This is a genomic window from Rhodococcus sp. BH5 (assembly GCF_027583855.1).
Taxonomy (GTDB): Bacteria; Actinomycetota; Actinomycetes; order Mycobacteriales; family Mycobacteriaceae; genus Rhodococcus_F; species Rhodococcus_F qingshengii.
Map to the genome: position 1 here is coordinate 118,095 of NZ_JAJHVW010000011.1, position 25,607 is coordinate 143,701.

Here is a 25,607-nt window from a genome sequence, read left to right on the forward strand (position 1 = left end):
AAGGACCTGGATATGTTTCGCACGATGATGAAGTCGAAGATCCACCGCGCCACCGTGACTCACGCCGACCTGCATTACGTCGGCTCCGTCACCGTCGACCAGGATCTGATGGACGCCGCAGACCTCCTCGAAGGCGAACAGGTGTGCATCGTCGACATCGACAACGGTGCGCGTCTCGAGACGTACGTCATTGCCGGCGAGCGCGGAACCGGTGTCATCGGAATCAACGGTGCGGCAGCGCATCTGGTCAAGCCAGGCGACCTGGTCATCCTCATCGCCTACGGCGTGATGAACGAGCAGGAAGTCAAGGAGTACTCCCCGCGCGTCGTCTTCGTCGATGCCGACAACAAGCAGATCGAACTCGGTTCCGACCCGGCTCACGCGCCGGAGGGTTCGGGTCTGATCACCCCACGCATGCTGTCGACGCTCGAGGCCTCGCGCGAATCCAGCCTGGTGTAATCCATGCTGCTCACGGTCGACGTCCGGAACACCAACATCGTTCTCGGTCTGTTCTCCGGGACTGGTGAGTATTCGAAGCTGTTGCAGGACTGGCGAATGCGAACCGATCCTCGGATGACTGCCGACGAGTTGGCGTTGACCTTCCGTGGGCTGTTGGGTTCTCATGTCGATCAGATCACCGGCGTTGCGGCGCTGTCGACAGTGCCGTCCGTCTTGCGTGAAATCCGTGTGATGCTCGAGCGGTACTGGGGTCACGTTCCCCATGTGGTGGTCGAACCGGGTATTCGCACCGGTGTGCCACTGCTGGTGGACAACCCCAAAGAGGTGGGAGCCGACCGGATCGTCAACAGCCTTGCCGCTCACCATCTTTACGAGGGGCCGTGCATTGTCGTGGACTTCGGTACGTCGACCTGTGTCGACGTCGTTTCCGCCAAGGGTGAGTTTCTGGGCGGCTGCATCGCGCCCGGACTCGAGATCTCGACCGATGCCTTGGCGTCGCAGTCCGCTGCGCTGCGCAAGGTCGAATTGGTGCGCCCGCGTTCGGTGGTCGGCAAGAATACCGTCGAATGCATGCAGTCCGGTGCGGTATTCGGCTTTGCAGGCCTCGTCGACGGATTGGTCAACCGCGTCCGCGACGAACTACCGGAGTTCGGTGGTGACGACGTCTCCGTGATCGCGACCGGGGACAGCGCACCGCTGATCATTCCCGAGTCCGACACCATCGATCACCTCGAACGGGACCTCACCCTCGAGGGGCTGAGGTTGGTCTTCGAGCGCAATCAGGCGCGTCGTGGATCCGGTCGACGACCCGTCGCCTGATCGATGGTTTCGTTCCAGCGGTTTCGCGATTGCAAAAGTTATGCCACAATGGTGCTCGTGAATCGCTGCATGGGTGCTCAGGAGTGTTGTCGAGGCTGACCGCTGCCTTGACCAATTCACATTCCTTGGAGCTAGCTCGTGCTATCCACATATTCTGCAGATCTCTCTGTTTTGACCCCGACTCTCGCTGCTGATCGTGCTGTTTCCGCAGGTCGTAGCGCTAATCGTGGGGCGTCCGGACGCCGTCCGAGTGGTGCGTCGTTGCCTACCCGCCTTCGCCCGGCCGATCTGCTGCGTCTGACCGACGAGGGAGCAAACGGCGTGCTCGACGGCCGTTTCGATCACCTCATCCCCGACACCTTCCCGACGCTCGACCGTTGGTCCACCCGCTTGCACGCGGACGACGACGTCGATGTGTGGCTCATCAGTTGGGTGCCCGAACGCAACACCGAATTGCACGACCACGCAGGCTCGTTCGGTGCCTTGACCGTCCTCAGTGGTTCGCTCACCGAATTCCGTTGGGCCGGTGACGCCCTGGTGGAACGCCAGCTCGATGCCGGCGATCAGGCTTCGTTCCCGCTCGGATGGGTTCACGATGTCGTGCGTTCGACGGATGCTCCCGGTGCTCCGATCGAAATCAGCTCTGATGCACCGACTCTGAGCGTTCACGCCTACTCGCCGCCGCTGACGGCAATGTCCTTCTACGAAGTGACGGATCACCGGACACTTCGCCGCACCCGTACCGAGCTGACCGACCTGCCCGAGGGGGGCACCAAATGACCATCGACCAAATGCTCGACGACGCTCGCGCACAGATCGATCGTATGTACGTCTTCCAGCTCACCGAAGCCTTCCACCGCGGCGCGATCTTCGTCGACATTCGCCCGCAGGCGCAGCGCGCCATCGAGGGAACTCTTCCCGGTGCACTCGCGATCGAGCGGAACGTGCTCGAATGGCGCCTCGACCCCACCAGCAGCGCACACCTCGCGTTGGCCACCGACCACGACGTCGAGTGGGTGATCGTCTGCTCCGAGGGCTACACCTCGAGCCTGGCCGCAGCGTCGTTGCAGCAGTTGGGTCTGCACAAGGCCACCGATCTCGTGGGCGGGTACCAGGCGATCAAGGCCGCCGGCCTGCTCGGTGCGCTCAGCGGAGTGCGTCATTGCTCCCGCGAGTTGGCGGCGGTTTCGGCTCATTGAGGTATTTGCTGTGCGCCTTTATTAACCGCGGGCGGTTAATAAAGGCGCACAGCGGGTCTGGCGGTACATCTTCGGGCTCATTCCGTGATGACGGGTGAACGCGGTTGTGAGGGCGAAGGGGCTCGAGTAGCCCACTTCTCGCGCGATCGACGACACCGTTCGTGCCGGGTCTGCGAGTAGATCCGCCGCCACCGACAAGCGCCACTCGGTCAGATAGCCGACGGGTCCGATCCCCATGAGGCTGGTGAACCGGCGCGCGAAGGCTGCTCGTGAACTGCCGGACTCCTGGGCCAGGCTCGCGACCGTCCAGGGGTGTTCCGGCCGATTGTGTATGAGCCGCAAGGCATGCCCGATGACGGGATCCTCGTAGGCCTTGATCCATCGCGGTGATCGATTCGGGTTCTCGGCGAACCAGGTCCGGGCCGCTGAGATCAGGACCAGGTCCAGGAGCCTGTCCAACAACACTTCCTGTCCGGGCCCGTCGGCGGCGATCTGTTGTTCCAGAAGGTTTGTCATCGGCGCGGTTTCGATGCTGCGTCCTACTACCGCGACGGGTGTCAGGCTGTCGAGGATCTGACGGCTGACATAGGAGTCCAAACGGTATGTGCCCGTGAGCATGACGGTCTGACCACTGGTCGAGTTGCCCCAGGTGCGAATGCCGTGAACTGACATGTCCTCGAGTGGTGATCCGTCGACCGCAGCGCAGTTTTGTGCCTCGTCGATGAGTACGTGGACCGGGGTGTCCGGGTGATCGGCGACCGTGTAGGGATCGGGGCCGCGCAGGAGTGCAACGTCGCCGGCCTCGAGATCTTCTGTCTGTCCGGTGTCGGAGACGACGACCGCGCTGCCTCGAACCAGAACCAGCACGGTGATCGGTGCGTGGTCCTCGATACGTAATGACCACGGTGGATCGAGCAGCGAGCGCAGTAGAAAAGCGCCCTCCGCCCGCGATCCCGCCAGCATCATCGACAATGCATCCATGCTTCGACGGTAGACGCTGGCGTATGTTTTTGCGACCTTCGGCTATGGATCGTATTGACGCTCCGCGGTCGAATGAGTGCATGACGACAACAAGCGACATTCAATCGGCAGTAGTGATCGGTGGTACCGGCAAGACCGGTGCGCGCGTTGCGCAGAGGCTGACGGCGGTGGGAATCCGTACCCGAATCGCGTCGAGAACATCCGGGGCGCGTTTCGACTGGAACGATCAGACGACGTGGCAGCCAGCAGTGTCCGGCGTCGACGTGGCATATGTGACGTATGCGCCAGATCTGGCTGTTCCGGAATCGAGCGCCCACATCGAGGAGTTCGCGGAGCTTGCGTACCGCGAAGGGGTTCGTCGCATGGTGCTCCTGTCCGGGCGCGGTGAACCGGCGGCGCAGAAAGCCGAGCAGGTTCTCGCCGACAGCGGTCTGGAATGGGCTGTGGTGCGGGCCAGTTGGTTTGCCCAGAACTTCAGTGAGGGGTACCTACTCGATCCGATTCGGGAAGGCCACCTGGCACTTCCGGTCGGTGAGGTGGGGGAGCCGTTCATCGACGTCGACGATCTCGCCGACGTGGCGGTGGCCGCATTGACTCGAACCGACCTCCTTGGCCGAGTTCTCGAGGTGACAGGTCCGGAGTTGCTCACTTTCGCGGCGGCGGTGGATGCGATTTCGACGGCGTCGGGTCGTCTCGTGACATTCGAAAGAATTGGACTCAAACAGTTTTCCGACGGCATGGCGGAGGTCGGCGTCCCGAGTGACGTCGTGGAGTTACTCAGGTACCTGTTTGCCGAGGTTCTCGACGGACGAAATCAAAGTGTGACCGGCGCCGTCGAAGAGGTCCTGGAACGACCCGCTCGAGATTTCACCACTTTTGCCGCCGAGGCTGCCCGAACGGGGGTCTGGTCGTGAAGAAATCCGAGATTTTCTTGGAGCTGCTGCTCGGGGTGACTGCGCTCGGCGCGCTCGTCGCCGGTGGTGCGTTGTTTGCCTTCTCGTCCTTCGTGATGCCCGCTCTGCGGTCGGTCGATGCACATACCGCGATCACGTCGATGCAGGCGATCAACGTCGAAGCGCCGCGTAGTGCGTTGATGCTGCCGCTGGTCGGATCGGCGCTCACCGCGATCGCCGCTGGAATCTGGGCAGCGATCTCCAGACCGGACGGCTGGGTCCTTGCTGTCGTTGGTTGCGTCGGGGTGCTCGCGTCCTTCGCGGTGACCGCGATCTACCACGTCCCTCGCAACGACGCGTTTGCCTCGGTCAGCACTACCGACGCGGCCGCATGGGCGTCGTACGAGGCGGGTTGGACTATGTGGAATCACGTTCGGGTCGGGCTGTACCTGCTGTCGGGAATCGTGCTCGCGGTGGCCGCGGTGCTACCAGCAACAAACGCGGTGGACACGGCCCAGTAGTCTTGTACCCCGTGAGTGATGTAGAAGCCCAGCCAGTCGACGACACCCCCGAGCAGCTCCGTATCCGGCGCGAGAAGCGTGAACGGATCCTGGCGCAGGGGCAGGAGGCGTACCCGGTTTCGGTCGATCGCACCCACACGCTCGCGCAGATCCGCGCGGAGTACCCGGAACTCGAGCCGGACACGGCGACTGGTGTGCTGGTCGGCGTCGTCGGCCGCGTCATCTTCATGCGCAACACCGGCAAGTTGTGCTTCGCGACTCTGCAGGAAGGCGACGGTACCCAGCTGCAGGCCATGATCAGCCTCGCCGGCGTCGGCGAAGAGGCACTGGCTGCCTGGAAGTCCGACGTCGACCTCGGCGACTTCGTCTTCATCCACGGTGAGGTCATCAGCTCCCGTCGCGGCGAGCTCAGCGTGATGGCTGACGCGTGGCAGATCGCGTCCAAGTCGCTGCGCCCCCTGCCGGTTGCTCACAAGGAAATGAGCGAAGAGTCCCGGGTGCGTCAGCGCTACGCGGATCTGATCGTTCGCCCCGAGGCTCGGGACAACGCCCGCAAGCGCGTCGCTGTTGTCCGTGCGCTGCGCAATGCACTCGAGAGCCGCGGCTTCCTCGAGGTCGAGACGCCGATGCTGCAGACGCTGCACGGCGGCGCGGCAGCTCGCCCGTTCGTCACGCATTCGAACGCCCTCGACATCGACCTGTACCTGCGTATCGCGCCGGAACTGTTCCTCAAGCGTTGCGTCGTCGGCGGTATCGAGAAGGTCTTCGAGATCAACCGCAACTTCCGCAACGAGGGCGTCGACTCCACTCACTCGCCCGAGTTCGCGATGCTCGAGACGTACGAGGCCTACGGCACGTACGACGATTCCGCGAAGATGATTCGTGAACTCGTCCAGGAAGTTGCGCAGGAAGCATTCGGCACGCAGGTCCTCACCCTCGCCGACGGTTCCGAGTACGACGTCAGTGGCGAGTGGCAGGTTCTCGAGATGTACCCGTCGCTGTCGGCTGCCATCGGCACCGAGGTCACGCCGGATACGACGGTCGACGAGCTTCTCGCTCTGGCGGAGAAGGTCGGCCTCGAGGTTCCCAAGGACAAGGGCTACGGCCACGGCAAGCTCGTCGAGGAGTTGTGGGAACACCAGTGCGGCGATCAGCTGTACGGGCCGACGTTCGTCCGTGACTTCCCGGTCGAGACGTCGCCCCTGACCCGTGATCACCGCAGCAAGAAGGGTGTCACCGAGAAGTGGGACCTCTACATCCGCGGATTCGAATTGGCGACCGGCTACTCCGAACTGGTCGACCCGGTCATCCAGCGTGAGCGCTTTGTCGACCAGGCGCGCCTCGCGTCGGCAGGCGACGACGAAGCGATGGTGCTGGACGAGGAGTTCCTCGCCGCGATGGAACAGGGCATGCCGCCGACCACCGGCACCGGCATGGGAATCGATCGACTGCTGATGGCTTTGACTGGTCTCGGTATTCGCGAGACGATCCTCTTCCCGATCGTTCGTCCGTCCGCTCGCTAGCTTTACTTCGATCAAGGTTCGGCCGCACATGTTGCGGCTGAACCTTTTTCAGTTGGGGCGCTCCCAAGGTATTCGATAGTTCCCAACGACGTTCGCCTGCGGCAAAGGATTCATCCATGCGCGGTCGCCCGAGTTTCGGACTTACGAATTGTTGCGATGATTTGGTCGATCGTGCCCTGGTTGAGTGCGTCAGGTAGTCCCTGATCCGACTGGACAAGGAAGACCATGACCTCGGCTGTGGAGTATCCGGGTGTGGTGACGACATCGAATTGTGCTGAGGGCGGATCGCATTCGTTGTCCGCCGGGATATTTGTGACGGTTGCGGTGTACCGGATCGCAGGGCGTCCGGAGATGGTGAAATTCGTGGGTCCGCCGTAAGCGATACTGGCGAGAGTGCTGTTCTTGGAGGCGAAGATTGCGCTCGGTAGAGGTCTTTTCTCGAGCCGTCGTCTGTCATGATTCCCCCGTCTGGATGCATCCCCCGATGCGTCGCGAGGAGTGTATCGGCACTGTCCTTGTCGCAAGACAAGTCGACCGGCATACCCGGCGGCGAGAAGTCCCAATCATCCTGACGAGCCAAGACAGGACGTTTGTCCAGGTGCTATTGTCGCTGCTTATCGAAGGATCTGGGGAGGAATGGTCGTGGTGAAAAAGGTTGTTGTCACGATGGTTGACGATCTGGACAAAAAATCGCCCGCGGACGAAACTGTGGAGTTTTCCGTCGACGGAGTTGCTTACGAAATCGATCTCACCGCCGCCCACGCCGCGGAACTGCGCGATGCACTGAAAAAGTGGATTCCTCATGCGAGAAAGTCGAATTCCGCCAAATCAGTCAACGGAGCGGTGACCAAATCCCGTCCCGTTGCGGACCGCGATCAGAGTGCCGCCATCCGCGAATGGGCCAAGGGTGCCGGCTTCGAGATTTCGGCCCGCGGTCGTATTTCCGCCGAGGTGCGCCGAGCCTACGAAAAGGCCGTCTGAAATGGATCGCGAATGGATTCGGGCGCATTTTGCCGAAACGGATTGATAACGCGTTCTAGTTTGTTAGCGTCTGCACGGTTCGCATCTCTCGTAGAGGAGTCGGTCGTGCACAGAAACAGGTTGTTCGGGGGCGTGGTTCTTGCCGCTCTGATGCTCGTCGGGTTCACCTCCGTGGCTTCGGCTCAGGCCCCGTTGCCCGTGCCCAATGCCTTCCTTGCCGGTGTTCCTCAGGAGTTGGGAAATCCTGGCGGTTCAGCTCCTGGATCCAATGACTTTTCGTGTAAACCGACTGCCGAACATCCCAATCCGGTTGTGCTCGTTCACGGAACGGGTGGAAACAGGCAGACCAACTGGGCCACCTATGCGCCGTTGCTCGCCAACGAGGGCTACTGCGTCTTCGCGCTGACATACGGCAACTTCCCCGAGCAGCCGTGGCCGTTGTCGGCCATCGGTGGAATGCAGGAAATTCCTTCCAGCGCAGCGCAATTGTCGAATTTTGTCGATCAAGTACTTGATGCCACGGGTGCTACATCGGTAGATCTGATCGGACATTCCCAGGGCACCATCATCAACGGGTACTACGCGAAGTTCCTCGGTGGTGCCGACAAAGTGGACAACATCGTCTCGGTGGCGTCGCTGTGGAAGGGAACGCTCGGAAACGAGCAGGCAAGTGTCGGCCGCAGCCTTCGCGAACTCGGGGTATCCGAGGCAGCGCAGGCCGGATTCCCGATCTGCAAGGCATGTCTGAACATGGGGGCAGGCTCGGAGTTCATCGAAAATCTCCGTGCGGGAGGCGTTTACGCGCCGGGTGTTCACTATACGAACATCACGACCCGCTACGACGAACTGGTGCTGCCGTATACAAATGGGCTGGAGCCTGGGCCGAACGCCACCAACATCGTCGTCCAGGACGGTTGTGAGCAAGACATCTCCGATCACCTCGCCATCGCGGCATCGCTGCGCGCCGCGACTTTTGCTCTCAATGCACTCGACCCCGCGCATCAGCGGCCGGTACCGTGCAACTCGGTATTGCCCGTCGTGGGTTGATCACTATGCGGAGGCCTTCGGTGGGGATTCGAACATGCGTGGGCGCTCTCGCTGTGGCGGGAGCCGTGGCCGTGTCCGCGCCGTCTCTTGCGTCGGCGAACGAACCTCTTCCCGTTCCGTCCGGTTTCTTCAGCGGAATCGCCCTCGAAGCGACCAACCCGGGCGGATCGGCCCCTGGCACCAACGACTTCTCGTGCACGCCTTCCGCTGCTCATCCTGATCCAGTCGTCCTGGTGCACGGGACGGCGGCCAACCGTCAGACCAATTGGGGTGTACTCGCACCCGTACTGGCCAACGAGGGATACTGCGTTTTCGCGCTCACCTTCGGGAATCGAACGGACCAGCCGTGGCCGATTTCCGCAGCCGGCGGTCTCGCACCACTCGGAGACAGCGCAGGGCAGCTGTCGGACTTCGTCGACGACGTTCTCTCTGCGACGGGTGCCTCGAAGGTCGACCTGATCGGACACTCTCAGGGGACGACGGTCAGTGCGTACTACGCCAAGTTCCTCGGCGGCGACACGCACGTTTCCAAGATCGTCTCCATCGCTCCGTTGTGGGACGGCTCGGAGGTCGGCCCGCCGGAAGGCGTCGGGGGACCGGATTTCGACAACGCCAGCTTCGTCACCGAACTGCGCGACGCGGGCGTCTACTCCGATGACGTCGAGTACACCAACATCGTGACTCGGTTCGATCAAGTGGTCGTTCCGTACAGCAGCGGAATACTGGCCGCGTCGAACGCGTCGAACATAGTTGTTCAGGACGGTTGCGAGCAGGACCTGTCGGATCACATCGCGCTGGTGGCGTCGCGGCGAACGGCGACTCTGACGCTCAACGCGCTGGATCCGTCGGATCCGCGTGAGGTGCCGTGCGCTCGGGTACTCCCGATATTCGGCTGATCAGGCGTCGAAAATCGCTGTTCGCTTCAGGCGTACAGGAACCGGGAAACGATTCCCTCAGCTGCGACGTTGTGAACGGTAAGCAGTCCGGCTTCCGCCGCCAATCGGGTGGAGGAGCAGCAGGTGGACTTCGCGCCCTCTAGAGTAATAAGTGGGGTCGTGCAACCTTTGTCGATTCGTGGACGTCAGTCCGCTGACCGGCGAGGCGATCAGTCTGTAGTGCCGGAGCGAAACGCGGCGACCAGGGACGAGACATCCGGTCTCGAACCTGCCCGCCGGAGAGTGTGAGGGAGAGCGATGTTCGAGAGGTTCACCGATCGCGCGCGGCGCGTTGTTGTCCTGGCTCAAGAAGAAGCCAGGATGCTCAACCACAACTACATCGGCACGGAGCACATCCTTCTCGGCCTCATTCACGAGGGCGAAGGTGTCGCAGCCAAGTCGTTGGAGTCGTTGGGTATCTCCCTCGAGGGAGTCCGCAGCCAGGTCGAGGAGATCATCGGCCAGGGCCAGCAGGCTCCGTCCGGTCACATCCCCTTCACACCGCGCGCCAAGAAAGTCCTCGAGCTGAGTCTGCGCGAAGCGCTGCAGCTCGGACACAACTACATCGGTACGGAGCACATCCTGCTCGGTCTCATCCGTGAGGGTGAGGGCGTAGCAGCCCAGGTTCTGGTCAAGCTCGGTGCCGATCTCAACCGCGTCCGCCAGCAGGTCATCCAGCTGCTGTCGGGCTACCAGGGCAAAGAGCCCACCGAAACCGGTGGCACCCGCGGAGAGGCCGGCACGCCGTCCACCTCGCTCGTGCTCGACCAGTTCGGTCGCAACCTGACGCAAGCTGCCCTCGAAGGCAAGCTGGACCCGGTCATCGGCCGCTCGAAGGAAATCGAGCGTGTCATGCAGGTTCTCTCGCGTCGTACCAAGAACAACCCGGTTCTCATCGGTGAACCCGGTGTCGGTAAGACCGCTGTGGTCGAGGGCCTGGCTCAGGCAATCGTCAACGGTGAGGTCCCCGAGACCCTCAAGGACAAGCAGCTGTACACGCTCGACCTCGGGTCGCTCGTGGCCGGCAGCCGTTACCGCGGTGACTTCGAAGAGCGCCTGAAGAAGGTTCTCAAGGAGATCAACACCCGCGGCGACATCATCCTGTTCATCGACGAGCTGCACACCCTCGTGGGTGCGGGCGCGGCCGAGGGCGCTATCGACGCGGCCTCCATCCTCAAGCCCAAGCTTGCTCGCGGTGAGCTGCAGACCATCGGTGCCACCACGCTCGACGAGTACCGCAAGTACATCGAGAAGGATGCTGCCCTCGAGCGTCGTTTCCAGCCCGTTCAGGTGGGCGAGCCGACCGTCGAGCACACCATCGAGATCCTCAAGGGTCTTCGTGACCGCTACGAGGCTCACCACCGTGTCTCCATCACGGACGGTGCTCTCGTGGCAGCGGCGACGCTGGCCGACCGCTACATCAACGACCGCTTCTTGCCGGACAAGGCGATCGACCTCATCGACGAGGCGGGCGCGCGAATGCGCATCCGTCGGATGACTGCACCGCCGGACCTGCGCGAATTCGACGATCGCATCGCCGACGCGCGTCGCGAGAAGGAGTCCGCTATCGACGCGCAGGACTTCGAGAAGGCTGCGAACCTGCGTGACAAGGAGAAGACCCTCGTTGCTCAGCGCGCTGAGCGTGAGAAGCAGTGGCGTGCGGGCGACCTGGACGTCATTGCCGAGGTCGACGACGAGCAGATCGCCGAGGTTCTGGGCAACTGGACCGGTATCCCCGTCTTCAAGCTCACCGAGGAGGAGACCACTCGTCTGCTCCGCATGGAAGAGGAACTGCACAAGCGGATCATCGGCCAGGAGGAGGCGGTCAAGTCCGTCTCGAAGGCGATCCGTCGTACGCGTGCAGGTCTGAAGGATCCCAAGCGTCCCTCGGGCTCGTTCATCTTCGCCGGCCCGTCCGGTGTCGGTAAGACGGAGCTCGCGAAGTCGCTCGCCAACTTCCTGTTCGGCGACGACGACGCTCTGATCCAGATCGACATGGGCGAGTTCCACGACCGCTTCACCGCTTCGCGTCTGTTCGGTGCCCCTCCCGGGTACGTCGGGTACGAAGAGGGTGGCCAGCTCACCGAGAAGGTGCGCCGCAAGCCGTTCAGCGTCGTGCTGTTCGACGAGATCGAGAAGGCACACCAGGAGATCTACAACACCCTCCTGCAGGTGCTCGAGGACGGCCGTCTCACCGACGGTCAGGGACGTACCGTCGACTTCAAGAACACGGTGCTGATCTTCACGTCCAACCTCGGTACGTCTGACATCTCCAAGGCAGTCGGCCTGGGCTTCAGCTCGGGAACGGGCACGGAGTCGAACTACGAGCGCATGAAGCTCAAGGTTCACGACGAGCTGAAGAAGCACTTCCGTCCCGAGTTCTTGAACCGTATCGACGACATCGTCGTCTTCCATCAGCTCACGAACGAGCAGATCGTTCAGATGGTCGACCTGATGCTCGCTCGCGTCGAGGCGGCACTCAAGAACAAGGACATGGCCATGGAGGTCACCGACAAGGCCAAGTCGCTTCTGGCCAAGCGCGGATTCGATCCGGTACTGGGTGCACGACCGCTGCGTCGCACCATCCAGCGCGAGATCGAGGACCAGATGTCCGAGAAGATCCTCTTCGGAGAGATCGGACCCGGCCACATCGTGCTCGTCGACGTCGAGAACTGGGACGGCGAAGGCTCGGGCGAGGACGCGAAGTTCACGTTCACGCCTACCAAGAAGCCGATCGACGTGCCGGACGCACCGCCGATCGAGCTGACCAAGGCCGGCGAAAGCGAAAGCGCAGCAGAGTAGTACAGCAGAGTAGGTAACGAACGGGCGGCACCTCACCGGTGCCGCCCGTTTCGTGTATCACGGGAGAGGGCGTACACATGAACGACATCGAACTGGGTCACCTGCGTCGTTGCGTCGAATTGGCAACGGAAGCATTGGATGCGGGCGACGAACCTTTCGGTTCCGTCCTGGCAGCGGCCGACGGAACATTTCTGGCGGAAGATCGAAACCGGATCGCGGGCGGCGACAACACTCGCCACCCCGAGTTCGAGCTGGCTCGGTGGGCGGCCCAGTATCTGACGCCGGACGAGCGTTCGACGGCAACGGTGTTCACCTCGGGAGAGCACTGCGCGATGTGTTCGGCCGCGCACGCGTGGGTGGGCCTCGGACGGATCGTCTACATCTGCTCTTCGGCTCAACTCGGCGACTGGCTCGCGGAGTGGGGTGTGTCCCCGGCGCCGGTGAAGTCTCTGTCCGTCAACGAGGTTGCGCCGAACGTCCCGGTCGAAGGCCCGGTGCCGGAGTTGGTTCCGCTGGTGCGAGAACTGCATCGGAAGTTGCATTCGCCGAGTGCTTGACGGGCACACACAAACGGGCGGCACCTCGCTGGAGGTGCCGCCCGTTTGCGTGTGAAGTCAGGAAACTGCGTCGACCGCTCGAACCTTCTCTCGCAGTTCACCCTTGACGACCTTGCCGCTTGCATTGCGCGGCAGTGCTTCCACGACGACGATGTCCTTCGGGTGCTTGTAGCGCGCGAGACGATCGTTGAGGAAGCTGCTCAGCTCCTCGATGGTCAGGTCCACGGCTGAACCTGGCGCCATCGCGACGATCGCTACCGGCACCTCGCCCCACTTGGTGTCGGGGCGACCGACGACGGCCGCTTCGACGATCAATTCGTGTTCGTAGAGAACGTTTTCCACCTCCGCGCAGTAGATGTTCTCTCCGCCGGAGATGATCATGTCCTTCTTGCGATCCACGACGTAGACGAAGCCTTCGTCGTCGACTCGAACGAGATCGCCGGAGTGGAACCATCCACCGTGGAAGGCGTCAGCGGTGGCGGTGGGGTTGTTCCAGTATTCGCTCATCATCGTGGGCCCGCGGTAGACGATTTCACCGATTTCACCGGGTGCCACGTCGTCCATGTTCTCGTCGACGACCCTGGCCGAGATGGTCGGGATGACCCGACCGACGGATCCGAGCTTACGAATCGCATCCTCGCCGTCGAGAACGCAAGTGATGGGCGACATCTCGGTCTGACCGAAGACCGCGACATTGAATGCGTCCGGGAAGGTTTCGGCCATTGCCCGCAGGATCGTATCGGACGACGGTGCGGCGCCCCACGAGATGTTCTTCAGCGACAGTGCTCGAGGTTGCGCCTTCTGTACTGCGCACACGGCCTGCCATTGCACGGGCACGAGGAACAAGCTGGTGACCTTCTCGGCTTCCAGAATGTCGAGTAGTTGACCCGGGTCGAATGCGCCGACCGGATGGATCACCGTGGTCGTGCCGAGTTGCAGGCTCGGCGCTATGGAACCGAGGGCTGCGATGTGGAACATGGGCGACGCACAGAAGCCGATGGAATCGGCATTGAACAGGTGGAAGGCCCTGATACAGGTCAATGCTTGCGAAGACAGGTTGGAGTGGGAGAGCACCGAGCCCTTGGGGCGACCGGTGGTTCCCGAGGTGTACATGATGAGTGCAGGAGTGTCGTCCGGGATGTCGACGAACGCGTGCGACTCGCCCTCTTCGCTGATCAAGTCCTCGTAATTCAGGCTGTCACCCTCGGCGGGGGCGCCTACGGTGATGGAGATGTCGATACCCTCGGACGCGGCTCGCGCAGCTCCGGCCAACGGAGCCAACGGTCCTTCGGCGACAATGACTTTGGAGCCGGAGTCGTTTACCAGATAAGCGACCTCGGGTGGTGTCAGACGGAAGTTCACCGGAACAGCGATGGCGCCCAGTGCGTTGGTCGCGAGCACGACCTCGAGGTATTCGGGGCGGTTGAGCATCAGGATGAGCACGCGGTCGCCGAAGCTGACGCCGCGTCGGGCAAGAGCGTCCGCCAGCTTCTCGACGCGTGCGTCGAGGGTGCTCCAGGTGATGGAATCGCCCAGGAATCGCAGTGCGGTGCGATCGGGAATCATCTGCGCATGCCTGGCGATCTGATTGTTCCAGTTGGTGCGGCGTGAACGCTGCGCCTCGGAGACTGCATCGGTGGAGGCCATCGATGGGTTCCTCTCATGCGTGGGTGATTGTGTGACTCAGGCTACAGTGAGCCGTCGATTCGTACAGTGGTTTTGTTAACGAAAATTCGCAGTGATTACTTGAAGTGGGGTGCGCGTTTCTGCAGCATCGCCATCGCGCCTTCTTTGAAGTCCTCGCCAGTGAGAAGTTCTGCCTGACCGGTATTTTCGAGCTCCAGCGCAGCATCGAGGCGGTCCAGTGTCGCCGCATTGAGTGCGCGCTTGGTGAGTTCGAGGGCGCGTCGGGGAGCCTTCGACGTGCGATCGACGACGGAGTCGACGAGTGCGTCGAACGCGTCGTCGGCGACGGTGCGGGACACGAGCCCGAACCGCTCTGCGTCCTCGGCGGAAACTCGCTCGCCCAGCAATGCCATCTCGGCCGCTCGGGCGCGTCCGATCGCTGCCGGTACCAACGCACTGGCGCCGCCGTCGGGCATCAGACCGATGTTGACGAAGGAGAGGAGGAAATAGGCGCTCGATGCGGCGTACGTCAGGTCCGCGGCTAGAGCGATGGACACTCCGACGCCGGCGGCCGGGCCGTTGACCGCGGCGATCACCGGGACCGGGGCGCTGGTGATGGCGCGAATCAGCGACGTCGCCGCATCCATGACGACTTTCGGGTCTGCGGGGTTGACGGCCGCTGCGGCGAGGTCGGCTCCGGTGCAGAACGCTCGACCGGATCCGGTGATGACGATGGTGCGAACGGCCGGGTCTGCGCCGCCGTCGTGGACGGCAGCTGCGAAAGCAGTCATCGTGGGCAGATCGATCGCGTTCATCCGCTTCGGGCGGTCGAAGGTCAATCGCAGTACACCGTCGGTGATTTCGGAGCGAAAGCCCGTCTCGACGGTGGCGGTCATGCCGCGCTCACAGCGGTGACGAATCCGGAAAGCCGTGAAGTGATGAGGTGTTCGGCCTCCGAGACCATGCGGTCGATCATGTCTGCGACGGTCGGGATGTCGTTGATCAATCCTTGGCTCTGTCCGGCGGACCAGATGCCTGCATCGAGGTCGCCGTCCTCGAAGACCTTGCGTCCGCGGGCTCCGGCTACCAGATGCTGAATGTCGCTGAACTGCGCGTCGCCACGTGCTTCGATGTCGACGACCTCGGCACTGATCGCATTCGCGGCTACGCGCGCGGTGTTGTGAAGGGTCCGGAAGATCAGCTTGGTGTCGCGTTCGGTGTTTGCGACAATCTGCTCTTTAACCGATTGTGCGACAGGGGATTCCGCGGTACACATGAAGCGAGTTCCCATGTTGACGCCGTCTGCTCCGAGCGCAAGCGCCGCGACGAGTCCACGTGAATCTGCGATTCCGCCTGAAGCGATCACCGGAATCGTGAGTTGCTGCGTGGCCGCCGGAATCAGAATGAGCCCTGGTATGTCGTCCTCGCCTGGGTGCCCGGCGCATTCGAAGCCGTCGATGCTGACGGCGTCGACGCCCAGTCTCTCGGCTTTGACCGCATGTCGAACTGCAGTGCACTTGTGGATAACCTTCACGCCCGCGTCCTTGAAATGCGGAAGATGATCGATCGGATTGGAACCGGCGGTTTCGACGATCTTGATCCCGGATTCGATGATCGCCTGGCGGTATTCGGCGTACGGCGGCGGCGTGATCGACGGCAGAATAGTGAGATTGACGCCGAAAGGCTTGTCGGTGAGATCGCGGGTTCGAGCAATTTCCTTGACGAGGTCTTCCGGTGTGGGTTGAGTGAGGCCCGTCAAGAACCCGAGGGCGCCGGAATTTGCCGTGGCCGCAACAAGTTCTGCCCGTCCCACCCACATCATGCCCCCTTGCACGATGGGATGGTCAACGCCGAACATTTCGGTGAAGCGAGTGCGAATCATCTGCTCACAACTACTTTCTTACGGTCGGTCATTCGGCATCGAACCCTCTTGCGGGCGAAGAAAACTTCACGCCGCAGGGAACGAGCCCGCCAGCGGACTACGTGCGAGGTTGTGCGAATCGTCACTAACATAACACCGCTGAGAGAGCGGGTGTCAAGACTCTTTTTCCGGAATCCGTCCGCCGCTACAACTGCGTTGTAGGGTTTCGGGTGAAGCAGTACCGGGCGCGAATTGCGACCTTCGCGACGGTTAACATGATCCGTTCGGACTCGCGCCCGTGGAAGTGCGGTGCAGCGGACGAAGGCAGTGCAAGAGAAAGCAACGGAAGTGGAGGGTCAGGTGCCCGGACAGACACGCGTCTCCGTGCGTGGCGGCGACCCTGCACCACGGACGCGTCCGAAGAATCGGAAGGCGCAAATCGCGGCCGCTGCTGCGGAAGCATTCAGCGAACGTGGCTACCACGCGGTGGGCATCGACGAGATCGCAGCGAAGGTCGGAATTTCCGGTCCGGCCCTCTATCGTCATTTCCCCACGAAATACGCCCTGTTCGTCTACACCGTGAACAACCTGACGCAGGCGTTGTTGGATGCCAGCGATCCAGCTGTGCACGGAAACGAAAATCCACGCGAGCAGTTGAACTCCACGATGGTGGGTGTCATCCGCGCGACGATCGAGAATCGGCGCCGGGGAGGGCTCTACCGATGGGAGGGCAGGTATCTGGTCGACGAGGATCGTGAGCAATTGCGGGTGGGAATGCGCACGCTCAATCTTCGGATCGCCGAGCCGCTGGCAGCGGTTCGTCCGGAACTCGACCCGGCGGATGTAGAACTCATCGCGCCCGCCGTGCTCAGTGTGATCGCCAGTATCACCGGTCATCGATCCGCGTTGTCCGCCAAGCAGATCGAAGCGCTGATTCTTGCGGCATGCTGGTCCGTCATCGGCGTCGAATTGCCCGCTGCCGAGGAGGACGGCGCGAGGGCAGGGGCGTCCGAACGCAAAACAGGCCTCGTACGGACGTCGAAACGCGAAGTGCTGCTTCAGGAAGCAGTGTTGCTGTTCTATCAGCGCGGCTACCACGACGTGAGCATCGAGGAGATCGGTGCCGCGGCGGGTATCAACGCGTCGAGTGTGTATCGGCACTTCGCGAGCAAGGCTGACCTTCTTGCTGCGGCCTTCCACCGTGCGTCCGATCGTCTGACTATGACGTTGGGCTCGGCGTTGGCTGAGTCGGAGACTCCTCTCGCGGCCGTCGAGACGTTGGCGAAGATGTACGTCGAGGTTTCGTTCGGAACCAGCGAACTGTTGGCCGTGTACTTTGCCGAGATCGGCAGCTTGCCGGATCGATCACGGACCGAGTTGCGCAACATTCAGCGTTTGAACGTCGAGGAGTGGGCGCACTTGTGTGTCGAGGCGCGTCCGGAGTTGACGATCGTCCAAGCGCGGTTCCTCGTTCACGCGGCGCTCGGACTGGTCTTCGACATCGGCCGAATCGTGCACTTTTCCTCGGAGAACTCCGCGCAGGCCCGCGTCGAGAAACTGCTGTCCGCGACGCTCCTCGGGTAGTCCCGCCCGAAACAGTAGGTGTGACTTCACGTATCGCGGGTAGGTTCGTGATCGCAAGGCGTTCACCGAATCATGTGAAGACGGAAGTAGGGACAGCAATGCCAACTCGTACCGCACGCACCGCCTGGAACGGCACCCTCGAGGCCGGATCGGGACAGGTGGAACTCACCAGCTCGGGCGTCGCCACCTTCGACGTGTCGTTCCCCAAGCGCGCAGCTGAGGAGGCCGGCGGAACCACCAGCCCCGAGGAACTCATCGCCGCGGCGCATTCGTCCTGCTACGCGATGCAGTTGTCGGCCCTGATCGCCGAGGCCGGCGGGACCCCCCAGAGCCTCGACATCACCGCGGACGTGTCACTCGGCCCCGACACGGTCGGATTCAAGCTCACCGGAATCAAGCTCACCGTTCGCGCCGAGGTCGACGGCCTCGACGCCGACGGTTTTGCCAAGGTTGCCCAGGCGGCCAAGGAAACCTGCCCGGTCAGCAAGGCACTGACCGGCGTCGACATCACGTTGGATGCGGCCCTGGACTGATCATCTCGCGCTCGGGCGCCCCCTCCGGCGCCCGAGTGCGGTGGTGTGTGACGACCAGATAGCTCGCGAACAGGATCGGGAGCACCCACAGGTCCGAGGGATCGCGATAGACCAGGATCGGCAAGAGATCTCCGCGGAATCCTCCTGCGGTCAGGCGGAGAAACCCGATCACCCACTCGTATGCGTCGCCGATCGGCGATATCACCTTCACGGCGGCGAAGCCGATCCCCGTGACTGCGATGGACCAGGCGATCGCTGCTCGCCCCACCAGACTTCGCCTGAGCACCTCGAGAACCGAGAGCAGAAGCAGGGGAAGCAGGAACACACCGGCAACGTCGGACAGCTTGCCCGTCATCGTGTTCCCGAATGCCCCTTTGAGTACGTGGTCGTTGATCAAGATGACGGCCACCGAGACCAGTGCCCACGGATTCAGCAGCAGATCGCCCGGACGGTTCACGACAGGTTGATGGTTGCCGAGCCGGACGAGAACAGATCGCACTTGAACTGAAGGCGCAGACCGGTGGCGGCTTCGGGGACCTCGTACGCCAATTCGCCTCGTTTGGCAGCGCCCGGCGCGAGCTCTCCGTCGACACTCGAAGTGCTGCTGTCGGTGAACGTGATGTTGTACGACTTGTTTGCCGAGTCCTGCAGTTCGAAGCACATCATCGACGAGACCGTCGACGGCTTGTCACTGTTGTTGGTGACCTCGGTGTCGACCACGACGTAGCGGTTTCCGGGATCAGCGGTGATGAACTGATTGGTCGAGACGTAGGGATCGACGACGCCGTGTACCTGGACGCGCCAGTCGCCCAGTTCGACGACGTCACCGATTCCGAAGGCGGCCGCAGGTGCGGCGGAAGAACCGTTGTCGTCGACCTCCTTCGCTTCGTCGGTCTCGCCCGAGGCGATGGTTGCGAACAGGGCTGCGCCGACGGCGAGGAGGGCGAGGGGAGTGCGGAGTGATCGCATGATGTGCGCCTTTCGAGAGTTGGTATGGCACAAGTCAACGATGTGAGGACTGCTCACCGCTTCGGTCGAAAGATCGGTCCGCCTCATCCTTTCGGTCGGAGCCTGGCGGTTCGTCCACCCGTTCGGCTGATTCGAGGCGTCGGTGGCGGTGGATACGCTTGCTCGGTGATCACCACCAAAGGAACCGTTGTGCGACGACGCGTATGGACTACCGCCGCTGTCGCGTTCAGCCTTTTCTGTTCCTTCATGACGGTGGGCATCGCAGGCGCGTCGGGAAATATGCCACCGGTATTGGTCGGTATCGGGTTCGTCCTGGGCGTGGCCGGTGGGATATCGCTTGTGTGGCGCCATCAGTATCCCTGGGTGGTTCTGGCGATCACGCTGGTCGGCCCGTTGTTCTTCCCCACCGATGCGACGGCGGCGCTCATCGCATTGTTCGCCGTTGCTCGGATCGCGCGTGGGCCTCGGCTTGCTGCCGCTGCGGCAGCTGTCTTCGTCGCGTGCGGAATTTCGTTGACCTACGACGCTTTTCGCAATCGTGAGTACTCCGTTCTCACGATGGGAACGATGAAACCCAAGGACGGTTCGGCGGTTGTTCAATACGACGTCGCCATCTGGATCCCGTGGCTCGTCGCAGCCGTCATGGTCGGCATCGTCGTGGCGCTCTCGCTCCTGATTCGGACCAGAACCGAACTCGTCGAGGCAGAGCACGTACGGGATCTTGCCACCGAGAAAACCGATGTGATGCGCGACGAGATGATTCGCACCGAGGAACGAACGCGGATCGCTCGCGACATGCACGACACGATCGCGGCCAGTTTGAGCCGGATCTCATTGTTCGCCGGCGGGTTGCAGGTCAGCGCGGCAGACAATCCCGAGAAGGTCGTCAACACCGCAGCGATGATCAGAACCACCGCGCACGAGGCTTTGGACGAATTGAAGGGAATCGTCGGAGTGCTCAGGGGAAGCGGCGATCGCCGCGAACACGGTGGGCACCAGGGGATCGACGCGATCGGTGACCTGGTCAACAGTGCACGCGCGGCAGGCATCCACTGCCGTCTCGAATCGGAGTTGCTCCCGGGTGATGTCGGAATGCTGGCGGGGCACGTCTGTTATCGCGTCGTTCAGGAATCGTTGACCAACGTCCAGAAGTACGCGAGCGACCAGATGCTCGTCGTTTCGGTGACCGGGTCGCCGCACGACGGAATTCGTATCCTCGCACGCAACAAGCTGAGCGAGCTTGCACCCATGACGTCGATCGGTTCACGGTCCGGCCTACGCGGGTTGGCCGAACAGGCAAGAGAGATCGGCGGCAAGGTGGAGGCAGGCGCGCTGGGGGACGATTTCCTCGTCAGTTGCTGGGTGCCCTGGTCGTCGTAACCCTCCCACCCTCCGACTGTCGGGGGCTCTGGGTAATCTGAGCGCACTATGGACGCTGACTCGCGCATCACAGTTTTGATCGTCGACAACGACGCCTGGGTTCGGCGCGGAATGAAGGACATCCTGGAAGCAGCGCCGGACATCGTGGTGGTTGCCGAGGCCGAGGACGGCGATCAGGTCGCAGCCAAAGTCACTCGGTTTCGTCCGCACGTGGTGCTGATGGATCTGAAGATGGCACGGGTCGGTGGCTTGGAGGCCACCCGAGAGTTGATGACCATGAGCAATCCGCCGAAGGTCATTGCGATGACCGCCTTCGACGTCGACGACATGGTCGTGCAGGCGGTCGAGGCGGGCGCGCACAGTTTTCTGAGCAAGGACGCGGCCCCACAGGCGTTCCAGCAGGCAGTACGGGTGGTGGCGTCGGACCACTCGTTGTTCAGCTCCGATTCTCTACGTGCCATCGTGGCCTCGGCACCGCGTCGGCAAACACCCGACCTGACTCCCCTCGCTTCGCTCACCGAGCGTGAGCGCGAAGTGTTGACAATCCTGGCGACAGGCGCGGCCAACAGCGTCATCGCGGAGCGGCTGTACCTCGGTGAGACCACCGTCAAGACGCATATCTCCTCGTTGTTCGCCAAGCTGGGTGTGCCCAACCGGGTGAGTGCGTCGTTGATCGCGTTCCGGTGTGGTCTGGTCACGTGATTCTGTGACCTCGTGACGTGAGCCGGGACTAATCCCGGCCCTGTTCGTTGTTGCACCTTCGGTGACTGATCAAATCGTGATTGACCAAGACGTGACCATCGAAGTGTGGTCTGACGTCGCTTGTCCGTGGTGCTACATCGGAAAGACCAGGTTCCTTTCGGCTCTGGATCGTTTCGAGAACAAGGACCGCGTCAACGTCATCTGGCGCTCGTACCAGCTCGCTCCGGAGACCCCGGTGGGAGAGGGACGAACCGAACTCGACGCCTTGGTCGAGATGAAGGGGATGGCGCCTGAACAGGTACGTCAGATGTTCGCCCACGTCAGCGCGACGGCAGCCGAGGTCGGCTTGACCTTGGACTTCGACACCGTGATCGCCGCCAACACCTTTGATGCGCACAGGTTGCTGCATCTCGCGGGTGAGCGGCAGAACGAACTCCTCGAAGCGCTGTTCAAAGCGCACTTCAGCGACGGCAAGGTGATCGACGACCGTGAGGTGCTGGTCGAGTTGGCCGTGAGCGTCGGCCTCGACGCCGACGTCGTGCGCGAGCAACTGGGCTCCGATGCCGCAGCCGAGGCTGTTCGCGAAGATCTGTCCATGGCCCGCCAACTGCAGGTCAGCGGCGTTCCGTTCTTCGTCGCCAACCGTGCGGTCGCAGTATCCGGCGCTCAACCCGAAGAGGTGTTTCTGCAGTTGCTTACTCAGGCCTCCGAACCGGCCTGAGTAAGGCGAGCGGCACGAACTGCCGGGGCGTTCGAGAACGGCAACAGATGTGCACCGTCGTCGGGGCAGGAAAGCGTGACGTGCGCTGCATCGACGAACCGGTACGGCTGCGCTGCAACAACTCCGGCAAGGTTCTTGCGCAGACGCGACATCTCGGCCCGCGCGGTCACCGTGCGGGCCGGGTCACCGAAAAGATCCTGCGCCAACCGCGATGCGGTCAGTCCACGCCTCTCGGATCCGAGGAGAAACAGAATCTCCGCATGCCGCTGGGTCGGGGAGTAGGCCCATTCGCCCAACCCCGACGTGACGGTCACCGACATGTTCTCGGAATCGCGCAGATCGATATGCACCGTGGGCGCACTGATTTTCTCGCCGGTGACGATCGGCCGGACCACCCACCCGCCGGGAAGTGGATCCAGTTCGCACAGACCCAAAGCGGGGAACCACGTCCTGCCGGGAGCCAAAGCCGCGGGGAGCAGCACGCGCGAGCGATGAGGTAGCGCATCGACCGCCGCTACCCAGCCATGAGTATCGATCACCAATGCCGGTGATCCGCTACGTGCAAGCATCGGCCCTGCAACAGAACGCAATTGATCGAGATTGTCCCGATGCTTGTCGCGTAGGTGTGATTGCGCGAGGCGTGCGACGGCGTCGACCAGAGCGAGTGTGGTGGGGTGGACGGTCTTGGCGGGACCACTGATGTCGACGACGCCGATGACACGGTCGTCCCGCGGATCGCGGATGGGTGCCCCCGCGCAGGTCCACGGATGATGGCTGCGCGCATAGTGTTCCGCCGAGAAGATCTGAACCGCCTGTCGTGACACCAATGCCGTTCCGATGGCGTTGGTGCCGACGCTGTCCTCGGCCCAGTTCGCACCCTCGACAAATCCCAGACGCGCAGCTTGGTCCAGTACTCGATGGGACCCGCTGCGCCACAGTACAGTTCCGCGAAGATCTGCGACGACCATGATGTTCTCACCGCTCGCGGTAACCGATTCGAGTCCACGCGTCACGTCGTCGAGCACGTCGTACAGTCCGGACTCACGACGACGGAGATCGAGTTCGGCGACGTCCATGGACGGTTCGACCCGGTTGTGTTCGGGGTCGATACCTAACTCGCGCAGGCGTTGCCACGATTGGCGGACCACGTCCCTGGGGCGGGCCGGTGCGCGGTCTCCGGCCATCGTCGCGTCGTACACCGCGGCGAGGGTCCTCGCGTAGTCGCGAGGATCCTCGCCGGGCGGCATCGCGGGCTCGGGCAACCGCTTTTTCAGCGAAGATACCGTTTTCAGCGAAGACACCGCTTTCAGTGAAGACACCGCGGTCAGCGGTAGACGAGGCCGCCGTCGATGAGACCGGCCTGACCGGTCATGTAGTCGGAATCGGGCCCGGCAAGGTACGAGACGAAACCGGCGACATCGTCGGGGGTTTCAGCTCGACCCAGCGCAATTCCGCCGACGAACTTCTCGTAGGTGGCGCCCTCTGGTGCACCGGTCAATTCGGCGAACCTCTTGTCGATCGTCACCCACATGTCGGTGCCCACGACGCCGGGGCAGTACGCGTTGACGGTGATTCCGTCGGACGCGTATTCCTTGGCTGCAGCCTGAGTGAGGGCCCTGACCGCGAATTTTGTTGCGCTGTAAACACCTAACATGGCGAACCCGTCGTGACCGGCGATGGATGACGCGTTGATGATCTTTCCGCGCTGACCGAGCGCTTGGAACTTTGCTGCTGCAGCTTGAATTCCCCACAGGACACCGTCGACGTTGACGCTCCAGATCTTGGAGACCTCTTCCGGCGTCGCGTCGGAGATCGGGCCGACGAGAGCGATTCCCGCGTTGTTGACGATGACGTCGAATCCGCCCAATTCCTGGTGTGCATGTTCGACGGCTGCGTGAACCCGCGCGCGATCGCTGACGTCGGCGACAAACGTCGTTGCACGACGGCCGATCTGTCTGATCTCGTCGGCAACCGCATCCAGCTTGGTTTGGTCGAGGTCGACCAACGCGATGTCGGCGCCGTCGTGGGCGAGGCGGAGAGCGATTCCGCGTCCGATGCCTTGGCCGGCGCCGGTGACCAGTACTACCTTGCCCGTGATGCTCATGCAGTTTCTCCTCGTAAGCAGTGAACCGGTTGCCTGGGAACCGGTGAGTGATTTGTATGTGACGGCGACCACAATGCGGAAGGGTTGCACCGTGTTGCAATTCCGCAGAATGGGGCAGCGGTTGCAACCCTCGGCAACCCTCCCGGTATCCCGCGCGACGGCTCCATAGTTGCGCCACCACTTCGCGAATCATCCTGCGAGACAATCTGGGAGAGGGCACATGACCGCTACAGTCGACACACCCACGGAACCGGCCACGCCGAGCCGACAACCGTCACGCCGCTGGATCGGGTTCGGGATCGCGAACCTCGTGATCGTTCTCGTGCTGGCCGTGGCGAGTTGGTACCTTCTGGCCGATCCGACCACCAGTCCCTGGAGTTTCTATCCTCTGCCGTTCAACGCGGCGCTTTTCTGGGCAATCCTTTTTGTGGTGTTCATCGGCTTCAATTGCGAGTTCGCCGGCTTCGACCGACTCCCGCAGCCGGCGAAAGGCCTGGCGATCATGGTCGCGACCGCGGTCTTCGCCGTCGTGGTGACGTGGCTCCTGGCAAACGGCTTGGGGAGTTTGTACCCGGATTTCGCGGCCGATCGTGAGGGCGGCCTCGGATATTTCGCGGGTGCGCTGTTCGTGCTCTTCGGCTTCGGGACCTGGGTGATGGTGGTCCTGAACTGGCAGCATTGGCCGTGGACTTCCCTGGGGATGAAGCAGCCGTTGGTGGGTTTGTGTGAGATCGCGTTTGTCGCCGTCCCGACGCTGGCGCTGTACTTCGTGTTCGGTCTGCCGTCCGTGTCGCTGTCCGCCACGGATCCGTTGATGACCGTCGACACCGTGCTCGGGTGGTTCTACTGCGTCGTGGTGGTCGTGATCCTGACTGGCCAGACGCTCGACAACTGGCCGTGGCGACTGTTCGGCGGTGGGGGAAAGACGGCGCTCGCAGCCACGATCGGTAACTTCGCCGTGGGAACCGGCTTGTACTTCGTGGCGCTTCCAGTGGTTAAGGCACTTTTGGGAAGCGATGCCGTTGCCGAGTTGGGTGGTGTGGTCCATCAGTTCCCGGCGCAGCTCGGGGTGTGCTGGGCATTCTGGATGATCTTCTGGGCCAACGCCTTCGGTAACAAACCCACGGGCTTTGCGGACGGGGTCAACCTGGCGATCCGCGCGCTGCTCACGTTTGTGCTCGCGGTGGTCACATTCTTGTTCTATTACCGCTTTGCAGCAGAGCACATTCTTCACGAGCCGGCAGTTGTCGACGGATTACACGGCAATGCACTGGGTTTCGTGGATTGGGCCGTGTTGTGGACGTTGTTCTACGTTGTGGGATTTCAGTCGCTGGGACTCGGCAGATTCAAGCCTGCTGAGGGGTGAGTCGGTTGCCCGCACATCGGTGCGGGGTAACCGGTATCGGGCGG

Annotated in this window: 26 protein-coding genes; 18 read left to right on the forward strand and 8 right to left on the reverse strand. The window is 62.4% G+C overall.

All coding sequences use genetic code 11. The annotated features are described in order from the left end of the window. Positions 1-12: 12 nt before the first annotated feature. The 4 genes from panD to RhoBH5_RS24960 all read left to right on the forward strand — a co-directional run bounded on the left by panD (position 13) and on the right by RhoBH5_RS24960 (position 2,477). Positions 13-459, forward strand: a complete 447-nt coding sequence (gene panD / locus RhoBH5_RS24945; RefSeq protein ID WP_003945761.1) for an aspartate 1-decarboxylase — start codon at positions 13-15, stop codon at positions 457-459. Positions 460-462: 3 nt separating this feature from the next. Then, positions 463-1,278 (forward strand): type III pantothenate kinase, encoded by an 816-nt coding sequence (locus RhoBH5_RS24950; RefSeq protein ID WP_007726991.1) that lies wholly within the window; start codon positions 463-465, stop codon positions 1,276-1,278. 261 nt (positions 1,279-1,539) lie between these two features. Then, positions 1,540-2,058 (forward strand): cysteine dioxygenase, encoded by a 519-nt coding sequence (locus RhoBH5_RS24955; protein ID WP_007726989.1) that lies wholly within the window; start codon positions 1,540-1,542, stop codon positions 2,056-2,058. Beyond that, positions 2,055-2,477, forward strand: coding sequence for a rhodanese-like domain-containing protein (locus tag RhoBH5_RS24960; protein WP_003945445.1), 423 nt, complete (start codon positions 2,055-2,057; stop codon positions 2,475-2,477). The genes RhoBH5_RS24955 and RhoBH5_RS24960 overlap by 4 nt, the downstream gene beginning before the upstream one ends. Positions 2,478-2,498: 21 nt before the next feature. Here the strand turns inward: RhoBH5_RS24960 and RhoBH5_RS24965 are convergent, their stop codons facing one another. Then, positions 2,499-3,458: an AraC family transcriptional regulator gene (locus RhoBH5_RS24965; RefSeq protein WP_270008908.1), complete on the reverse strand. Its 960-nt coding sequence runs from the start codon at positions 3,456-3,458 to the stop codon at positions 2,499-2,501. 80 nt (positions 3,459-3,538) lie between these two features. Here RhoBH5_RS24965 and RhoBH5_RS24970 point away from each other — a divergent pair, with 80 nt between their 5' ends. The 8 genes from RhoBH5_RS24970 (at position 3,539) to RhoBH5_RS25005 (ending at position 12,717) form a co-directional block, all read left to right on the forward strand. Beyond that, positions 3,539-4,372 carry an NAD(P)H-binding protein gene (locus RhoBH5_RS24970; RefSeq protein WP_270008909.1) on the forward strand — a complete coding sequence of 278 codons (834 nt, stop codon included), beginning with the start codon at positions 3,539-3,541 and terminating at the stop codon, positions 4,370-4,372. Further along, on the forward strand, positions 4,369-4,872 hold the full coding sequence (locus RhoBH5_RS24975; protein WP_054826783.1) for an anthrone oxygenase family protein: 504 nt from the start codon (positions 4,369-4,371) through the stop codon (positions 4,870-4,872). Before RhoBH5_RS24970 ends, RhoBH5_RS24975 begins: the two co-directional genes overlap by 4 nt. 11 nt (positions 4,873-4,883) lie before the next feature. Continuing rightward, the gene (gene lysS, locus RhoBH5_RS24980; protein WP_065456175.1) at positions 4,884-6,395 is read left to right on the forward strand and encodes a lysine--tRNA ligase; all 1,512 of its coding nucleotides are present in this window, start codon (positions 4,884-4,886) and stop codon (positions 6,393-6,395) included. A gap of 642 nt (positions 6,396-7,037) precedes the next feature. Beyond that, positions 7,038-7,376 carry a histone-like nucleoid-structuring protein Lsr2 gene (locus RhoBH5_RS24985; RefSeq protein ID WP_333482270.1) on the forward strand — a complete coding sequence of 113 codons (339 nt, stop codon included), beginning with the start codon at positions 7,038-7,040 and terminating at the stop codon, positions 7,374-7,376. A gap of 150 nt (positions 7,377-7,526) precedes the next feature. Further along, the gene (locus tag RhoBH5_RS24990; RefSeq protein WP_047269726.1) at positions 7,527-8,423 is read left to right on the forward strand and encodes an esterase/lipase family protein; all 897 of its coding nucleotides are present in this window, start codon (positions 7,527-7,529) and stop codon (positions 8,421-8,423) included. A 38-nt stretch (positions 8,424-8,461) separates the two neighbouring features. Then, a complete protein-coding gene (locus RhoBH5_RS24995; RefSeq protein ID WP_270008911.1) occupies positions 8,462-9,319 on the forward strand; it encodes an esterase/lipase family protein in 858 nt (285 codons plus the stop codon). 297 nt (positions 9,320-9,616) lie between these two features. Beyond that, on the forward strand, positions 9,617-12,160 hold the full coding sequence (locus tag RhoBH5_RS25000) for an ATP-dependent Clp protease ATP-binding subunit (protein ID WP_003945604.1): 2,544 nt from the start codon (positions 9,617-9,619) through the stop codon (positions 12,158-12,160). Positions 12,161-12,237: 77 nt separating this feature from the next. Then, a complete protein-coding gene (locus tag RhoBH5_RS25005; protein WP_007726965.1) occupies positions 12,238-12,717 on the forward strand; it encodes a nucleoside deaminase in 480 nt (159 codons plus the stop codon). Between the two features lie 57 nt (positions 12,718-12,774). Here RhoBH5_RS25005 and fadD5 read toward each other — a convergent pair whose 3' ends face one another. The 3 genes from fadD5 to RhoBH5_RS25020 all read right to left on the reverse strand — a co-directional run bounded on the left by fadD5 (position 12,775) and on the right by RhoBH5_RS25020 (position 16,225). Then, a complete protein-coding gene (gene fadD5, locus RhoBH5_RS25010) occupies positions 12,775-14,364 on the reverse strand; it encodes a fatty-acid--CoA ligase FadD5 (protein WP_042451945.1) in 1,590 nt (529 codons plus the stop codon). Positions 14,365-14,459: 95 nt separating this feature from the next. Beyond that, positions 14,460-15,239, reverse strand: a complete 780-nt coding sequence (locus RhoBH5_RS25015) for an enoyl-CoA hydratase (RefSeq protein ID WP_270008912.1) — start codon at positions 15,237-15,239, stop codon at positions 14,460-14,462. Further along, entirely contained in the window at positions 15,236-16,225 is a 990-nt protein-coding gene (locus tag RhoBH5_RS25020) for an NAD(P)H-dependent flavin oxidoreductase (RefSeq protein WP_064075123.1), read from the reverse strand. Before RhoBH5_RS25020 ends, RhoBH5_RS25015 begins: the two co-directional genes overlap by 4 nt. A gap of 339 nt (positions 16,226-16,564) precedes the next feature. Here RhoBH5_RS25020 and RhoBH5_RS25025 point away from each other — a divergent pair, with 339 nt between their 5' ends. Further along, positions 16,565-17,788 (forward strand): TetR/AcrR family transcriptional regulator, encoded by a 1,224-nt coding sequence (locus tag RhoBH5_RS25025; protein ID WP_039972781.1) that lies wholly within the window; start codon positions 16,565-16,567, stop codon positions 17,786-17,788. Positions 17,789-17,886: 98 nt separating this feature from the next. After that, positions 17,887-18,321 carry an OsmC family protein gene (locus RhoBH5_RS25030; RefSeq protein WP_007726950.1) on the forward strand — a complete coding sequence of 145 codons (435 nt, stop codon included), beginning with the start codon at positions 17,887-17,889 and terminating at the stop codon, positions 18,319-18,321. On the opposite strand, the gene RhoBH5_RS25035 is transcribed toward RhoBH5_RS25030, so the two are convergent. Both RhoBH5_RS25035 and RhoBH5_RS25040 read right to left on the reverse strand, forming a co-directional pair. Beyond that, complete coding sequence (locus RhoBH5_RS25035; RefSeq protein WP_042923589.1) at positions 18,296-18,778, reverse strand: hypothetical protein; 483 nt, start codon at positions 18,776-18,778, stop codon at positions 18,296-18,298. The two genes, RhoBH5_RS25030 and RhoBH5_RS25035, sit on opposite strands and share 26 nt — an antisense overlap. Further along, positions 18,775-19,290 carry a DUF4352 domain-containing protein gene (locus RhoBH5_RS25040; RefSeq protein ID WP_270008913.1) on the reverse strand — a complete coding sequence of 172 codons (516 nt, stop codon included), beginning with the start codon at positions 19,288-19,290 and terminating at the stop codon, positions 18,775-18,777. The genes RhoBH5_RS25035 and RhoBH5_RS25040 overlap by 4 nt, the downstream gene beginning before the upstream one ends. Positions 19,291-19,314: 24 nt before the next feature. Here RhoBH5_RS25040 and RhoBH5_RS25045 point away from each other — a divergent pair, with 24 nt between their 5' ends. The 3 genes from RhoBH5_RS25045 to RhoBH5_RS25055 all read left to right on the forward strand — a co-directional run bounded on the left by RhoBH5_RS25045 (position 19,315) and on the right by RhoBH5_RS25055 (position 22,093). Next, the gene (locus RhoBH5_RS25045) at positions 19,315-20,670 is read left to right on the forward strand and encodes a sensor histidine kinase (RefSeq protein ID WP_230359477.1); all 1,356 of its coding nucleotides are present in this window, start codon (positions 19,315-19,317) and stop codon (positions 20,668-20,670) included. Between the two features lie 48 nt (positions 20,671-20,718). Then, a complete protein-coding gene (locus RhoBH5_RS25050; protein ID WP_218749079.1) occupies positions 20,719-21,372 on the forward strand; it encodes a response regulator in 654 nt (217 codons plus the stop codon). Positions 21,373-21,463: 91 nt separating this feature from the next. After that, the gene (locus RhoBH5_RS25055) at positions 21,464-22,093 is read left to right on the forward strand and encodes a DsbA family oxidoreductase (RefSeq protein ID WP_228232432.1); all 630 of its coding nucleotides are present in this window, start codon (positions 21,464-21,466) and stop codon (positions 22,091-22,093) included. Here the strand turns inward: RhoBH5_RS25055 and RhoBH5_RS25060 are convergent. Together RhoBH5_RS25060 and RhoBH5_RS25065 are read right to left on the reverse strand one after the other, a co-directional pair. Next, positions 22,072-23,340 carry a GAF domain-containing protein gene (locus tag RhoBH5_RS25060; protein ID WP_058039317.1) on the reverse strand — a complete coding sequence of 423 codons (1,269 nt, stop codon included), beginning with the start codon at positions 23,338-23,340 and terminating at the stop codon, positions 22,072-22,074. The genes RhoBH5_RS25055 and RhoBH5_RS25060 overlap by 22 nt on opposite strands. Positions 23,341-23,417: 77 nt before the next feature. Beyond that, positions 23,418-24,197, reverse strand: coding sequence for an acetoin reductase (locus RhoBH5_RS25065; RefSeq protein WP_054826788.1), 780 nt, complete (start codon positions 24,195-24,197; stop codon positions 23,418-23,420). Positions 24,198-24,417: 220 nt separating this feature from the next. Here RhoBH5_RS25065 and RhoBH5_RS25070 point away from each other — a divergent pair, with 220 nt between their 5' ends. After that, on the forward strand, positions 24,418-25,563 hold the full coding sequence (locus RhoBH5_RS25070; RefSeq protein WP_042451931.1) for a hypothetical protein: 1,146 nt from the start codon (positions 24,418-24,420) through the stop codon (positions 25,561-25,563). Positions 25,564-25,607: the final 44 nt, after the last annotated feature.

Coding starts and splice junctions, on each gene's coding strand:
- panD (WP_003945761.1), top strand. CDS start 13: ATGTTTCGCACGATGATGAAGTCGAAGATCCACCGCGCCACCGTGACT.
- RhoBH5_RS24950 (WP_007726991.1), top strand. CDS start 463: ATGCTGCTCACGGTCGACGTCCGGAACACCAACATCGTTCTCGGTCTG.
- RhoBH5_RS24960 (WP_003945445.1), top strand. CDS start 2,055: ATGACCATCGACCAAATGCTCGACGACGCTCGCGCACAGATCGATCGT.
- RhoBH5_RS24965 (WP_270008908.1), bottom strand. CDS start 3,458: ATGGATGCATTGTCGATGATGCTGGCGGGATCGCGGGCGGAGGGCGCT.
- RhoBH5_RS24970 (WP_270008909.1), top strand. CDS start 3,539: ATGACGACAACAAGCGACATTCAATCGGCAGTAGTGATCGGTGGTACC.
- RhoBH5_RS24990 (WP_047269726.1), top strand. CDS start 7,527: ATGCTCGTCGGGTTCACCTCCGTGGCTTCGGCTCAGGCCCCGTTGCCC.
- RhoBH5_RS25000 (WP_003945604.1), top strand. CDS start 9,617: ATGTTCGAGAGGTTCACCGATCGCGCGCGGCGCGTTGTTGTCCTGGCT.
- RhoBH5_RS25005 (WP_007726965.1), top strand. CDS start 12,238: ATGAACGACATCGAACTGGGTCACCTGCGTCGTTGCGTCGAATTGGCA.
- fadD5 (WP_042451945.1), bottom strand. CDS start 14,364: ATGGCCTCCACCGATGCAGTCTCCGAGGCGCAGCGTTCACGCCGCACC.
- RhoBH5_RS25015 (WP_270008912.1), bottom strand. CDS start 15,239: ATGACCGCCACCGTCGAGACGGGCTTTCGCTCCGAAATCACCGACGGT.
- RhoBH5_RS25020 (WP_064075123.1), bottom strand. CDS start 16,225: ATGATTCGCACTCGCTTCACCGAAATGTTCGGCGTTGACCATCCCATC.
- RhoBH5_RS25030 (WP_007726950.1), top strand. CDS start 17,887: ATGCCAACTCGTACCGCACGCACCGCCTGGAACGGCACCCTCGAGGCC.
- RhoBH5_RS25040 (WP_270008913.1), bottom strand. CDS start 19,290: ATGCGATCACTCCGCACTCCCCTCGCCCTCCTCGCCGTCGGCGCAGCC.
- RhoBH5_RS25045 (WP_230359477.1), top strand. CDS start 19,315: ATGGCACAAGTCAACGATGTGAGGACTGCTCACCGCTTCGGTCGAAAG.
- RhoBH5_RS25050 (WP_218749079.1), top strand. CDS start 20,719: ATGGACGCTGACTCGCGCATCACAGTTTTGATCGTCGACAACGACGCC.
- RhoBH5_RS25060 (WP_058039317.1), bottom strand. CDS start 23,340: ATGCCGCCCGGCGAGGATCCTCGCGACTACGCGAGGACCCTCGCCGCG.
- RhoBH5_RS25065 (WP_054826788.1), bottom strand. CDS start 24,197: ATGAGCATCACGGGCAAGGTAGTACTGGTCACCGGCGCCGGCCAAGGC.
- RhoBH5_RS25070 (WP_042451931.1), top strand. CDS start 24,418: ATGACCGCTACAGTCGACACACCCACGGAACCGGCCACGCCGAGCCGA.